The sequence below is a fragment of the Amycolatopsis nivea genome, assembly GCF_004522235.1.
Classification (GTDB): Bacteria; Actinomycetota; Actinomycetes; order Mycobacteriales; family Pseudonocardiaceae; genus Amycolatopsis; species Amycolatopsis nivea.
Genome location: NZ_SDLT01000021.1, coordinates 1 through 13,855, shown reverse-complemented (window position 1 = coordinate 13,855; position 13,855 = coordinate 1). Strand labels below are relative to the sequence as shown.

The window sequence follows — 13,855 nt, the reverse complement described above, 5'->3', positions numbered from 1 at the left end:
CCTCGTTTTCTAGTCAGGCAAACCCCAGGCCGGAACAGCACCCAGCGAAGGAACGTCACGCGGCCCGAAGTCCGGACGACCACCGCGCGGGGTAACGGTGACCGTGCTTCCCCGCCGCAGTTCGAGCGTGATCCGCCGCGCCCCAACCGACCGCCACGGCAACCGCCGACCCCATTGATCACGCACGTCGATCTCGCCGTCGATGCCGTGGTCAAGCACCAACGGCGCACCAGCTTCGCTATGCACCCGCACGAACTCCGTCGCACCGCGCCGCCGCGACGCGTCCACCAGGAACGCGCCCTCAGTACGCAACCCAGCGATCGACGCGTCCGGCCACTTCGCCGACACCGACGGGAACGCCTTCACCACTCCCCCAGACCCTTGCAGCAGTATGTCCACAACGGACTGTGCGGCAGTGATCGGGCTTTCGATGGCGAAGTTCGATCCCTCGCGGTACATCGTGTTCGCGGTCAGCTCGGTGTCCGCGACGATGTTCCGATCGAGGAAGAACTTCAAGTACCGCAACGCTTCCTCAGGCTGATCCATCACGGAATTCATCGACGACGCAGCCGCGTAACTGTAGCCGTGCCACGCCGACTGATCCGCCGCCCAATGCCGGAAAGTACGGCTCATGATGTCCCGATCAGCGGGCCGCTCCCAATTCCGCTCCCGCAACGGGTACAACCACAGCAAATGCGAGAAGTGCCGATGCGAAGCAGCGAGCCGGACCCCGTCGCCGATCAGCACGCCGTCGGCCGGATCCTCGTGGTATGGAACGAGTTTCGTCGCGATCTCCCGCCACATCGGCACGCGCGGCTCGTTCAATCGCAGGATCCGCGCGGAGTCGACCAACGTCGTCGCGGCCCAGCGGATCAGCGACAGGTCATACGTGCAATCGGCCGCGTCGGCGTACTCCGGCGACCGGGTGAGCGGCAGGTGCAGGAGGCCGTCCGGTCCGGTGAAGAGGAAGTGCCGGTAGAAGTTGAGCGCCTTGGCGAGCGTCGGGTAGAGCACGTCGCGCAGCACCGACTGGTCGAGGTGATGGCGGTACGCGAGCCAGACGTTGTGCAAGCCCCACAACAGGTTCCCGGTCTGGTCCGTTTTGGACGTAGTCCCCGGCACGCCGACCGTCCGCACGCCCCCGGGCCGCAGCCGCCAGTCCCCCGGATGCGAAAGCGCGTAAGTATCGCCGTCCCGGTACGCGGGCGGGACCGACACCTCCAGGTTCGCATGATCGCGGCGGAACGTTTCGGTGACCGCGTCCAGCTCCGGATGGTTGGTACTGTTCACGATCGGATACGTGACCTGGACGTTCAGGTTCCACCAGACCGCCGTCCAGCTGTTGCCGACCTCCGGGAACCACGGCCCCCATTCGGCGGCGACCGGCCCGTCCTTGCGGGTCGCCGAGGCGATTTTGTAAAGCTGGATCCAGTAGAACCGCTGGACCTGCTTGTCCGGCACGGACACGAAACTGCGCTCGTGGAAGCCGTTCCACCAGCGACGATGCCAGGCGACCAGCAGATCCGGATTCATCGCGAGCGTCCGCCCGACCAACGACACCGCGTCGCGAGTATGCGTAGACCGCGGGAAGGAATACGCGACCGCCGCCGCGAACAACCGCTTCGTGCCGACCCGCTTCTCCCGCCACGCCGTCGTATACCCACCACCGGCGATCAGCGGCTGCGCACAGTACCCACTCGCCTGCTCCGGCTCAGGATTCGCGGTGTACTCCGGCGGCTTGCGCACCGTCCGCGTCGTCGCCGACACGAGCGGCGCGAACCCCCACGTCGCCCCCGATTCGCCCGCACTAGGGTCGAGCGAGACGAGCAAGACACCAAGATCGTTGTGCACCACCGCAGAAAACGCGACCTGCCCACGCGTCGTAGTGATGGTGCCGCCGAGCTCCGCGTTGTAAAGGTCGAGCGTCCAGTCGACCCCCGTGATCGCTCCGGCGAAGGCAAGCGTGATCGCGCCGATCGGCAACCGCGACAGCCCGATCCCCGCTTCCCACTGAATACGCTGGTCCTGGACCTGGGTGTGACTGAGCATGAACTTCAGCACCTGCGGCGTCTGCCCGGCGTAGACCTGCACCCCGAGATAACCGTTGGCGAGAAAGGGCGCTTCCTGCCAGTTCTTCGGCAACCGCTGCCAGCGCATCCGCGCATCCACCGCAACATCCCGATGCGGATTGCGCTGCGCCGCCACCCCCGGCGGCGCACCCTGCGCCCACAGCCCGCCGAACGCCGCCGCCCCAGCAGCGACCGACACCGATCGAAGCACCGTCCGCCGCGACACCCCGACCATGTCACCCTCCGGATTCATATTACGTTTCGCTCCCGCAGGCGCGGGATCAGCGGAATATATCCAGACAGAGCAAGCGAAAGCCAGAGTTGTTCACCCGGAAAGCCGCACAGACATCCGATGACTGGGATCCGATGGGCGCGCGTTCAGATACCTGAAACCGCCGGATCACCCCATCCCCCAGGACAGCTTCACGCACCGCACTCGCCGAGGCTCCACCCTCCCAACGACGGGCGGCGCACGGTGACAAAGGTTGTGAAGGGCTCCTTGAGGGAACCAGATTCCCTCAAGGAGCCCTTCACGGCCCACCCCGCCAGCCTCGCGCCCACCGGCCTGCTCCCCCAATGCGGCATTGGGTGCGTCAGATGCACCCAATGCCACATTGGGGCGCTAGCCCCGCCCCAACCGACCCGCAGCCGATGCACCCAACCATCAATGCATCCAGCCCCAACCGCAGCCGACGCACCCAACCATCGAGGCACCCAGCCACGCCCCCGCCGCCGATGCACCTAATCGTCGAGGCACCCAGCCCCTCTACCGCAGCCGATGCACCCAACGATCGAGGCACCCAACCCTCCCCCGCACCCCGATACGAAGCGCATCTGCGGTTCGGGGGTGCTTGTCAAAGCATCTTTCCCGCCTTGACAAGCACCCCCGAACCGTCAGCACAATCAAGCTTCGGGGTGCCCCACGCAACCAACGGGCGCAATGTCGCCGCCAGGCGACGAGCCGAATCACAACAACGGCAAGGACGGCAACTCAACCCTCTCCAACCACCGGACGAAGAACTCCCCCAAAGACCGCCCAGCATAAGACTCGGCCAGCGCCACGAACCCCGCCGTAGTCACCGCCCCATGCCGGTTCTCCACCGCCCAAGCCTTGACCAGCGCGAAAAACGCCGAATCTCCCATCTCCCCCCGCAGCGCATGCAGCGTCAACCCCCCACGCTTATACACCCGCTCGTCAAACATCCGAGAAACCCCAGGATCCCCGATAGTCACATCCGCCGGCTTGGCCCGCACCCTCGCATACCAACCCCGAGCCAACGCCTCCGCCGACTCCCCACCGGCCCGCTCCGACCACAACCACTCGGCGTAAGTAGCAAACCCCTCATTAAGCCAAATATGCCGCCAATCAGCGACAGTCAGACTGTTCCCGAACCACTGATGCGCCAGCTCATGCACCACCAGCCGCTCGTGAGTCCGCTTCCCGTCCACATGGTTGGCCCCGAAGATCGCCATCCCCTGCGCCTCGATGGGATCGTCAAGATCGTCGTCCGTCACGACCACCACGTACTCGCCGAACGGATACGGCCCGAACCACTCCTCGAGCGCGTCCATCATCCGGCCCTGCCGCCCGAAGTCCCGCGCGAACGCCCGCCGCAGCCGGGGCGGCACCGCGGCTCGCTGGACGACGCCGTCCGGCCGGTCGACCGCGGTACCCGGAACCCAGGCGCCGGAAGACAATTCGAGGTCCTCGTACCGCCCGATCTGGACGCTCACCAGGTACGTCGAAGTCGGCTCCGGCCGCTCGAACACCCACTTGGTCGTGCTCGCCGACTGGTACCGCGACACGAGATTCCCCGTCGCCGCGACGAGATACGGCGACGACGTCGCGACCGAGATCCGGTAGCTCGCCTTGTCCGCCGGATGGTCGTTGCACGGGAACCACGACGGCGCGCCCACCGGCTGGCTCGCCACCAGCGCGCCGTCGGTCAGCTCGTCCCAGCCGATGTCTCCCCACCGGCTGCTGACCGGCCGCGGATTGCCCGCGTAGCGGATCTCCACCTGGAACTCGGCACCGGCCGGAAGCGACCGCGCCGGTTTGACCTGCAGCTTCAGCCCTCGCCGCACGTACTTCGCCGGTTTGCCGTCGACCAGCACGCGCGACACCCGGAATTCGCCGAAGTCGAGCGTCAGCCGGGACAGCGCCTGGGTGGCCTCGCAGGTGAGCACTGCGGCGGCCGACAGCCGGTTCGGCCCGATCCGGTAGTCGAGATCGAGGTCGTAGTGCCGGACCCGGTAGCCGCCGTTCCCGTGCGCGGGGAGGTACCCGTCGCCCGAGGTCTCCGCTCCGGGCGCGGCCGCTTTCCCGTTCACCCGCACCGAAACCCGCCTTCGCCCGCTGCCGTGATCGTTTCCAGGATGAGGCACGAGGGCAGGGGCCGCAACGGCCGTGCCCTCACCGCCGCCAGGCCGAGATCGGATTGCCGAGCCAGCGGCTGTCCGCGGGCACCGCGTCGCCGCGCGTCACGAGCGAACCCGGGCCCACCGTGGTGCGCGCGCCGATGCTCGCGCCCGGCAGCACGATCCCGTGCGGGCCGAGCGTCGCGCCCTCTTCCAGCGTCACCCGCGACATGGTCATGATCCGGTCGTGGAACAGGTGCGTCTGCACCACGCAGCCGCGGTTGATCGTCGCGCCGTCGCCCAGTTCGACCAGGTCGGACTCGGGCAGCCAGTAGGTGTCGAGCCAGACGCCGCGGCCGATCTTGACGCCCATCGTGCGCAGCCACGCGGGCAGCAGCGGCGTGCCGCCGAGCGACCCGATCAGCCACGGCACCGCGAGCGCCTCGACGAACGTGTCGGCCAGCTCGTTGCGCCACACGAACGAACTCCACAGCGGATGGTCGATCTCGCGGAACTTCCCGACCAGCAGCCACTTCGCCGCGGTCGCGGTGAGCGCCGCGACGATCCCGGCGGACAGCAGCACCGGCCCGGCCAGCAGCGCGGCGACCCAGAAGCCGCCCCACTCCGCCAGCGCCACCAGCGCGAACGCGACGCCGACGGTGAGCGCCACCGCGCACATCACCGGCAGGATCCGGCACAGCTCGACCAGCGCCCGCGCCGCCTTGAGGTGCAGCGGCGGCGTGTACGTGCGGCTGGTGTCGCTCTCCTCCACCGCGCGGCGCACCGGCAGCGGCGGCATGCCCAGGTACGACGAGCCCTTCTTCGCCTTCGCCGGCGTCGAGGACAGCACCCCGACCAGCCCGCGCTTCGGCACCGAACGGCCCGGCGCGGTCATCCCCGAGTTGCCGAGGAACGCCTGCTTGCCGATCCGCGCCGGGGCGGCGTGCAGCCAGCCGTGGCCCAGTTCGTAGGTGGCGACCATGGTGTCGTCGGCGAGGAACGCGCCACTGTCCACTTTGGTCATCTTCGGCAGCGCGAGGACGGTCGACGCCTCCACGTTGCGGCCGACCTTCGCACCGAGCAGCCGCAGCCACACCGGCGTGAACAGGCTGGCGTACAACGGGAACAGGCCTTCGCGGGCCATCCCCATCAGCCGCTCGGTCGCCCAGACCTGCCACGCGACGCGGCCGTGCACCGGGTGGTAGCCCTCGACCATGCCGACGCCCAGCGCGCGGACCCCGGCCAGCACGAGCAGCGCGTACGTCAGGAAGTAAGCGACGGTCGCCACCGGCACGAAGATCAACGCCTGGCCCAGCGCGGCACTCAGATGAGAGGTGCCAGCGACCGCGTACCCGATCACCGCGACGCCCGGCAGCGCGGCGATCCCGGGCAGCAGTCCCAGGAACACCGACGTCGCGCCGTACACCGAAGCCCAGAACCGCGACCGCGGCGGACGGCTCGACGGCCACTTCAGCGCGTCCTTGACGTCCGAGCGCACCGCGGGCGAACCGGCCCAGCGCTGGCCCGCCGGGACCGCGCCGCGCACCGTCGACCCGGCGGCGATCTCCGCGCCCTTGCCGACCCGGGCGCCGGGGAACAGCGTGCTGCGCGCGCCGACCCTGGCCTCGGCCCCGATCCGCATCTTGCCGATGTGCACGACGTCGCCGTCGACCCAGTGGCCGGACAGATCGACCTCGGGCTCCACCGCCGCGCCGCGGCCCAGCTTGAGGAAACCGGTGACCGGCGGCGGCGAGTGCAGGTCGACGTCCTTGCCGATGCGCGCGCCGAGCGCCTTCGCGTACGTCGTCATCCACGACGCGCCCGCGACGCTGTCCGCACCGCTGAACTCGGCCAGCTTCTCGGCGGTCCACAGTCGCAAGTGGACACTCCCGCCGCGCGGGTAGGAGCCGGGGCGGACCCCGGACAGCAGCACGCGCGCGCCGCCCGCCGCGATGGCGATCCGGCCCGCCGGGGTGAACAGCACAAGCCAGGCGAGCACCAGCCACGCCCAGTTCAGCGTCGGCGCCCAGGACACGCCCAGCAGCGCCAGCACGTTCGAGCAGGCGGCGGCGAGCGTGGTCCAGCGCAGCCCGACGAGACCCATCAGCGGGACCATCAGCAGCGACTGCACGAGCCCGGCACGGCGCGGCGTCGGCGCGATCTCGCGGCGTTCGGTCTCCTCGCCGCTGAGCGCGTCCAGCTTCGCGGCGAGCGCGCCGAGCTTCGGGTTCTGGTAGATGTCGCTGACCGACACCTCGGGGTGGCGGGTGCGGATGCGCGCGATCAGCTGCGCCGCGGTGAGGCTGCCGCCGCCGTTGGTGAAGAAGTCGGCGCCGGCGGTGCTCACCGACACGCCGAGGATCTCGCTCCAGCCCTCGGCGAGCCATGCCTCGGTGGGCGACAGCCCGGCCGCGCTCGCGTCCACAGTGGACAGCGGCCACGGCAGCGCGGCGCGGTCGACCTTGCCGGACGTGCGGGTCGGCAGGTCGTCGATCGTCGCCAGCAGCGGCACCAGCGCGGCGGGCAGCTGCGCGCGCAGCCGGGTCGCGGCGTCGTCGGTGTCGAGCGTTTCGCCGTCCTCGGGGACGATGTAGCCGACCAGGACCTGGTTGCCCGCCTTGGTGCGGCGGACCGCGGCGGCCGCGCCGCGCACGCCGGGCAGCGCCTGCAGCGCCGCGTCGACCTCGCCCAGCTCGATCCGGCGCCCGCCGAGCTTGATCTGCTCGTCGAGCCTGCCGAGGAACAGCAGGCCTTCCGGCTCCGCGCGGACCATGTCGCCGCTGCGGTAGGCGCGCTCCCAGCCCATCGACGGCAGCGGCGCGAACTTCTGCGCGTCCTTCTCCGCGTCGAGGTACCGAGCCAGCCCGGCCCCGCCGATGACCAGCTCGCCGGTCTCGCCCATGGCGACCGGCTCGCCCTCCTCGTTCACCACGACGAGCTGCCAGCCGACCAGCGGCAGGCCGATCCGCACCGGGCCCTCGCCGGTCATCTGCGCGGCGCAGGCGACGACGGTCGCCTCGGTCGGGCCGTAGGTGTTCCACACTTCGCGGCCTTCGACGGCCACGCGCTCGGCCAGCTCCGGCGGGCAGGCTTCGCCGCCGAAGATGAGCAGGCGCACGTCTTCCAGCGCGTCCGCCGGCCACAGCGCGGCCAGCGTCGGCACCGTCGAGACGACCGTGATGCCCTGCGCGACCAGCCACGGGCCGAGGTCGACGCCGGTGCGCACCAGCGCGCGCGGCGCGGGCACCAGGCAGGCGCCGTGCCGCCAGGCCAGCCACATCTCTTCGCAGGAGGCGTCGAACGCGACGCTCAGCCCGGCCAGCACCCGGTCGCCGGGGCCGATCGGCTCGTCGGTCAGGAAAAGCTGTGCTTCGGCGTCCACGAAAGCCGCCGCCGAGGCGTGCGTGACCGCGACGCCCTTCGGCTTGCCGGTGGAGCCGGAGGTGAAGATGATCCACGCGTCGTCGGCCGGGCCGGGCTGCCCGGTGGCGCCGCTCGGCGTCGCGGCGACGGTGATCTCGCCGTCGGTGGCGATCGCCGCGACGCCTGCCTCGCCGAACACCAGCTCGGCGCGCTCGTCGGGGTCGTCGGCGTCGACCGGCACGTACGCCGCGCCGACCGACAGGGTCGCCAGGATCGCGACGTACAGCTCGGCGGTGCCCGAGGAGATCCGGATGCCGACGCGGTCGCCGAGGCCGACGCCGTGCTCGCGCAGCTTGCGGGCGTACGCGTCGATCTCTTCGGTCAGCCTGCGGTAGCTCAGCGGGCCGGTGCCGTCGTCGAGCGCGGCGGCGTTCGGGTGCCGCTCCGCGGTCGCGGTGAGGATGTCCAGGAGGGTGCGCTCGGCGGCGGGCGCGGCGGTCTCGAACAGAGCGGGCGAGAGCGCGGCCTCGACGGCGAGAGTCAGGGCTTCGGTGCTGCCGGAATCGGCGGTCAGCGTCACCGGGCCGCCCCAGCGGCCGGGTGCGCTCCGGTATTCCGGAACGGGGTGGACACGGTCGAACTCTGGGCGCGCAAGCCCATCACTCACCTTTCGCGAGCGTCATTCGGGCCGGCCATCCGAATGAGGCGCCCGTAGCGACCGTCCACCTTACGCGGCGATCAAGCCCAGGTCGCGTCAGGGTAACGGCGGCGTGTCGGACATCACCGACCGCAGGCCAGGCAAGGGAATCCCGGTGCATCGGATACGCCGGGAATTCCCTTGCCGGGAAAGGAATCAGCGGTTGCGAGCCGCTTTTCCGCCCGCCTTCGGCTTCTGCTTCTTTTCGCGGACGCGCACATTCACCCGGACGGGACTGCCCGCGAAGCCGAACTGCTCGCGGAATTTCCGCTCGATGAACCGGCGGTACCCGGCCTCGAGGAACCCGGTGGTGAACAGCACCAGCGTCGGCGGGCGGATGCCCGCCTGCGTCGCGAACAGCACCTTCGGCTGCTTGCCCCCGCGCACCGGCGGCGGCGTGGCCGCGATGAGGTCGGACAGCCAGCCGTTGAGCTGACCGGTCGACACGCGCTGGTCCCACGAGGACAGCGCCGTGCGCAGGGCGGGCGCGAGCTTGCGCACCGCGCGCCCGGTGAGCGCGGAGACGTTGACCTTCTCCGCCCACGGCACCCGCACGAGGCCGCGGTCCAGCTCGCGCACCATCGCGTACCGGCGGTCCTCGTCGACCAGGTCCCACTTGTTGAACACGAGCACGCACGCGCGGCCCGCCTCGACCACCATCGTCAGCACCCGCAGGTCCTGTTCGGTCAGCGGTTCCGAGGCGTCCAGCAGCACGAGCGCGACCTCGGCCGCGTCGATCGCGGTCTTGGTGCGCAGGGAGGCGTAGTACTCCGCGCCGTCGGCGAAGTTCACGCGCTTGCGCAGGCCCGCGGTGTCCACGAACCGCCAGACCTCGCCGTCCAGCTCGACCAGCGAGTCGACCGGGTCGACCGTGGTGCCCGCGACCGAGTCGACCACCGAACGCTGCTCGCCGGAAAGCTTGTTGAGCAGGCTGGACTTGCCGACGTTCGGCTTGCCGACCAGCGCGACGCGGCGCGGCCCGGCGGTCACCGTGCCGGCTTCGCGCGGCGCTTCGGGCAGCGCGGCCATGATCGCGTCGAGCAGGTCGCCCGAGCTGCGCCCGTGCAGCGCGCTGACCGGGTGCGGTTCGCCGAGGCCCAGCGACCACAGCGACGCGGTGTCGGCCAGCAGCCGGTCGTCGTCCACCTTGTTCGCGGCCAGCAGGACCGGCTTCTTGGAACGGCGCAGCACGCGCGCGACGGCCTCGTCGGTGGCGGTGGCCCCGACCGTCGCGTCGATCACCAGCAGCACCGCGTCCGCGGTCTGCATGGCCATCTCGGCCTGCTGCGCGACCGAGGCCTGCAGGCCGGTGGCGTCGGGCTCCCAGCCGCCGGTGTCGACGAGCGTGAACCGGCGCCCGGCCCAGAACGCGTCGTAGGCGACGCGGTCGCGCGTCACGCCCGGCACGTCCTGCACGACCGCTTCCCGGCGGCCGAGGATGCGGTTGACCAGCGTGGACTTGCCCACGTTCGGCCGCCCGACCACGGCGAGCACCGGCTGCGCGGCGGCCGCCCGGCCGTCGGCCTCCTCGGCCTCGATCTTCGCGTCGAGCGCGGCGAACTCGGACTCGTCGGACCAGCTGCCGTCGACCTCGCCGAGACCGTCCACCGCACTGTCAGCGGCGGCGTCAAACCCTGTCATCGTTTCCCAACTTCACCTACGGCGTGGCGAACCCGTGTTCGCCGCGCCAGTCGTCCAAAGACTGCACGAGCGCCGCGAGCTGCGTGCGCAGCTCCTCGGTGCCCTGGTCGAGGCCCTTGCGGCCCGGACCGACCTTCAGCGCGAACGGCTCCCCGAAGAGGAGGTCCACGCGCGGGCGCCAGCGGCGCTTGCCGTCGGCGGGCTTGCGCGTCCCGCGGATCGCGATCGGCAGCACGGTGGCTCCCGAAGCGCGCACCAGCCACGCCGCTCCGCGCTCGGCGGCGCCGACGTCGCCCTCGCCGCGCGTGCCTTCCGGGAAGATCCCGACCGCCCCGCCCGCCTTGAGCACCCCGACCGCCGTGGTCAGCGGCGTCCGGTCGATCTCGCCCCGGCGGACCGGGATCTGGCCGATCGCCCGCAGGAACCGGCCTCCGATCCCCGTGAACAGCTCGGCCTTGGCCAAGAACGCGCTGCGGCGCGGAAGCATTCCGATCACCAGCTGCGGATCGACGTTCGAGCTGTGGTTCGCGATCACCACGAGCGGCCCGTCGGCGGGCACCCGGTCGCGGCCGTGCACCCGGATCCGGAACGCCGGACGCAGATAATACCGGCCCGCGGTCCGCCCGATGTCGAGCAGGAGGCCGTTCGCCCCCTCGGGGAGGGCCCCGCTCACCGGCTGACCCCGGCCTCGGCGGCGGCCGGTTCGGCCGGGCAGTCGCCGAGCAGCCCCCGCCCGCGGGCGAGTTCGGCCAGCGCGACGATCACCTGGTCGATGGTCAGCTCGGAGGTGTCGACCTGGACCGCGTCCCCGGCCGCGCGCAGCGGCGAGGCGGCGCGGGTGGAGTCGATCCGGTCGCGGCGCTCCACCGATTCGCGGGCGGATTCGACGCTCGAGGCCCGTCCCGCCGCGGAGTCCTGGGTGTTCCGCCGCGCGGCGCGGACCTCGGCCGAGGCGGTGAGGTAGATCTTGAGCGGCGCGTCCGGCGCGACGGTGGTGCCGATGTCCCGGCCCTCCACGACGATCCCGCCGTCGTCCTCGACCGCGTCGGCGATGATCCGGCGCTGGCGGGCGACGAGCACCTCGCGCACCTGCGGCACGGCCGACACCGGCGACACCGCGCCGGTCACCTCGGGGCCGCGGATCTCGGCCGCGACGTCCTCGCCGGCCAGCCGGATGTCCGGCCGCTCCGGGTCGGTGCCGAGCGAGAAGTCGACGTCGTGCGCGAGGGCGCCGACCGCGTGCTCGTCGGCGAGGTCGATCCCGGCGCGCAGCACGGCGAGCGTGACGACGCGGTACATCGCTCCGGTGTCGAGGTAGCGGGCGCTCAGCCGTCCGGCGAGCTTGCGCGCCACCGTGGTCTTGCCGGTTCCCGACGGGCCGTCCAGCGCGACCACCCCACGTAGGGCTCCCGTCACCGATGCTCTCCTCACGTTCGTCTCGCACACCCAGTCCGGTTCATTCTGCCCGTAGCCGGTCCCGGCACCTCAGGCGGTGTCCGCGGCGGAATTTCAGGCACCGCTAGACAATCTAGCGCCGCTAAGTTAGCGTTGCACTTGTTCCTAGCGACGCTAACTCCCTCGGAGGCTCCCCGTGCTGATCGCCGCTTACGTCCTCGCCGCCGTCCCCGTCCTCGGCATCATCTACGTCGGCTTCGGCTATCTGACCGCCCCGGCGAAAAGCGCCGCGACGTTCGGCCTGCGGGAAATCCCGACCGGCTCGACGGCGTTCTTCGAGATCAAAGGGAACCGCGACATCGGCACCGGGCTGATCCTCGGCGTCGCGATGCTGGCGGGCAGCGCGCACCTGGCCGGCTGGCTGCTGCTGGCCGCGACCGTGATGCCGGTGTGCGACATGCTGATCATCCTGCGGCACCAGGGGAAGAAGAGCATGGCCTACGGAGTGCACGGCGCGACCGCCGCGTTCATGGCCGCGACCTCGGTCCTGTTCCTGCTGGGCTGAACTCCGCGAATCGGACAATGAGTTACCGTGGCCGAGTGAACGTCGAAGTCACCCCTCTTCCCGGAATCGGTGTCCGCAAGGACTTCGCCACCCGCGCGGGCCGCCGTATCGGCGTCGTCACCCAGCGGGACGGCAAGATCGAGCTGATCGTCTCCAAATCCGACGATCCGGACGCCTGCCTCGCGTCGCTGCCGCTGACCGCGGACGAGGCGGGCGCGCTCTCGAACCTGCTCGGCGCGCCGCAGCTGGTGGCGCAGCTGAACGAGGAGCACCGCGAGCTGCCGGGCATCAACACGAAGCAGCTGCCGATCACCGCGGACAGCCCGTTCGACGGCCGTTCGCTCGGCGACACCGCGATGCGCACGCGCACCAGCGTCTCGATCGTCGCGGTGATGCGGGCCGGGCAGGTGCACCCGTCGCCGACGCCGGACTTCCTCTTCACCGCGGGCGACCTGCTCGTCGTGGTCGGCACGTCCGAGGGACTGGAAGCCGCCGCCAAGATCCTCAAGCACGGCTGATGGACCACACCGCACTTTCGCTGATCGAACTCGGCGCGGTCTTCTTCGTGCTCGGCGCGCTGGGCAGGCTCGCCGGCCGGATCGGCCTCTCCCCCATCCCCCTGTATCTCCTCGGCGGCCTGTGCTTCGGCTCGGGCGGCCTGATCCCGCTCGCCGACATCGGCGATTTCGCCCACCTCGCCAGCGAAATCGGCGTGGTGCTGCTGCTTCTCCTGCTCGGCCTGGAGTACTCCGCGGCCGAACTGTTCACCGGCATGCGGCGGTCGTGGACCGCGGGCCTGGTGGACATCGTGCTCAACGCCGCACCCGGCGCGGCGGTCGCGCTGATCCTGGGCTGGGGCCCGATCGGCGCGATCGTCATGGCGGGCGTCACGTACATCTCGTCGTCCGGCATCATCGCGAAGGTCCTCGGCGACCTCGGCCGGCTCGGCAACCGCGAAACGCCGGTGGTGCTGTCGATCCTCGTGTTCGAGGACCTCGTGATGGCGCTGTACCTGCCGATCCTGACCGCGATTCTCGGCGGGGTGAGCCTGCTCGGCGGGCTGGAAGCCGTCGGCATTTCGCTGCTGGTCATCACCGTGGTGCTGGTGATCGCGCTGAAGTTCGGGCGGTATGTGTCGGCGCTGGTGGACAGCGACGACCGGGAAGTGTTCCTGCTCAAGATCCTCGGCGCCGCCCTGCTGGTGGCCGGGATCGCTTCGGCACTGCAGGTGTCGGCGGCGGTCGGGGCGTTCCTGCTGGGGATCGCGGTGTCGGGGTCTACCGCGCACAACGCGACCCGGCTGCTGGAACCGCTGCGGGATCTCTTTGCTGCGATGTTCTTCGTGGTGTTCGGGCTGAACACCAACCCGGCGTCGATCCCACCGGTGCTCGGGTGGGCTGCGGCGCTTGCTGTGGTGACCACTTTGACGAAGGTGGCCACCGGGTGGTGGGCTGCTCGGCGGCAGAAAATCGGTCGGCTCGGCCGCGCCCGTGCTGGAGCGGCTTTGGTTGCGCGGGGCGAGTTTTCGATCGTCATCGCCGGGTTGGCGGTCACCGCTGGCGCGGTGGACGGCGAACTGGCCGCGCTCGCGACGGCTTACGTGCTGCTGATGGCGATCCTCGGGCCGACGGCCGCGCGAGTCGTCGAGCCGATCGCGAAAGCCTTCCAGCGCAAGGCAGCCGCGAAAGAAACCGTCACCGCCAGCTGACTGCGCGGCTCCGCGGATGGTCCGTGAAGGGCTCCTTGAGGGAATCTGACCTGGATCCA

The 13,855-nt window shown here is 70.6% G+C and carries 9 protein-coding genes; 3 read left to right on the top strand and 6 right to left on the bottom strand.

All coding sequences use genetic code 11. From position 1 onward, the window contains the following. Positions 1–9: 9 nt before the first annotated feature. The 6 genes from EIZ44_RS23730 to cmk form a co-directional block, all read right to left on the bottom strand. A complete protein-coding gene (locus EIZ44_RS23730) occupies positions 10–2,304 on the bottom strand; it encodes a glycosyl hydrolase family 95 catalytic domain-containing protein (RefSeq protein WP_134731258.1) in 2,295 nt (764 codons plus the stop codon). Between the two features lie 731 nt (positions 2,305–3,035). After that, positions 3,036–4,400: a M1 family metallopeptidase gene (locus EIZ44_RS23725; RefSeq protein WP_134731392.1), complete on the bottom strand. Its 1,365-nt coding sequence runs from the start codon at positions 4,398–4,400 to the stop codon at positions 3,036–3,038. Between the two features lie 82 nt (positions 4,401–4,482). Next, on the bottom strand, positions 4,483–8,370 hold the full coding sequence (locus EIZ44_RS23720) for a Pls/PosA family non-ribosomal peptide synthetase (protein ID WP_134731256.1): 3,888 nt from the start codon (positions 8,368–8,370) through the stop codon (positions 4,483–4,485). 273 nt (positions 8,371–8,643) lie between these two features. Next, the gene (gene der / locus EIZ44_RS23715) at positions 8,644–10,128 is read right to left on the bottom strand and encodes a ribosome biogenesis GTPase Der (protein WP_134668134.1); all 1,485 of its coding nucleotides are present in this window, start codon (positions 10,126–10,128) and stop codon (positions 8,644–8,646) included. Positions 10,129–10,144: 16 nt separating this feature from the next. Continuing rightward, positions 10,145–10,801: a lysophospholipid acyltransferase family protein gene (locus EIZ44_RS23710; protein ID WP_205673281.1), complete on the bottom strand. Its 657-nt coding sequence runs from the start codon at positions 10,799–10,801 to the stop codon at positions 10,145–10,147. After that, positions 10,798–11,523 (bottom strand): (d)CMP kinase, encoded by a 726-nt coding sequence (gene cmk / locus EIZ44_RS23705; protein WP_037815473.1) that lies wholly within the window; start codon positions 11,521–11,523, stop codon positions 10,798–10,800. Before cmk ends, EIZ44_RS23710 begins: the two co-directional genes overlap by 4 nt. Positions 11,524–11,719: 196 nt before the next feature. On the opposite strand from cmk, the gene EIZ44_RS23700 reads away from it, so the two are divergent. From EIZ44_RS23700 to EIZ44_RS23690, 3 genes are read left to right on the top strand one after another with little or no spacing between them, the layout of a single operon-like run. Further along, positions 11,720–12,088 (top strand): DUF4267 domain-containing protein, encoded by a 369-nt coding sequence (locus tag EIZ44_RS23700; protein ID WP_134731254.1) that lies wholly within the window; start codon positions 11,720–11,722, stop codon positions 12,086–12,088. A 35-nt stretch (positions 12,089–12,123) separates the two neighbouring features. After that, the gene (locus EIZ44_RS23695; protein WP_009079551.1) at positions 12,124–12,606 is read left to right on the top strand and encodes a cation:proton antiporter regulatory subunit; all 483 of its coding nucleotides are present in this window, start codon (positions 12,124–12,126) and stop codon (positions 12,604–12,606) included. Then, the gene (locus tag EIZ44_RS23690) at positions 12,606–13,796 is read left to right on the top strand and encodes a cation:proton antiporter (RefSeq protein ID WP_043830232.1); all 1,191 of its coding nucleotides are present in this window, start codon (positions 12,606–12,608) and stop codon (positions 13,794–13,796) included. Before EIZ44_RS23695 ends, EIZ44_RS23690 begins: the two co-directional genes overlap by 1 nt. The last annotated feature ends 59 nt before the right edge of the window (positions 13,797–13,855 follow it).

Bases quoted from the DNA above. Each gene is read 5' to 3' on its own strand.
- EIZ44_RS23730 (WP_134731258.1), bottom strand. From the start codon at position 2,304: ATGGTCGGGGTGTCGCGGCGGACGGTGCTTCGATCGGTGTCGGTCGCT.
- der (WP_134668134.1), bottom strand. From the start codon at position 10,128: ATGACAGGGTTTGACGCCGCCGCTGACAGTGCGGTGGACGGTCTCGGC.
- EIZ44_RS23690 (WP_043830232.1), top strand. From the start codon at position 12,606: ATGGACCACACCGCACTTTCGCTGATCGAACTCGGCGCGGTCTTCTTC.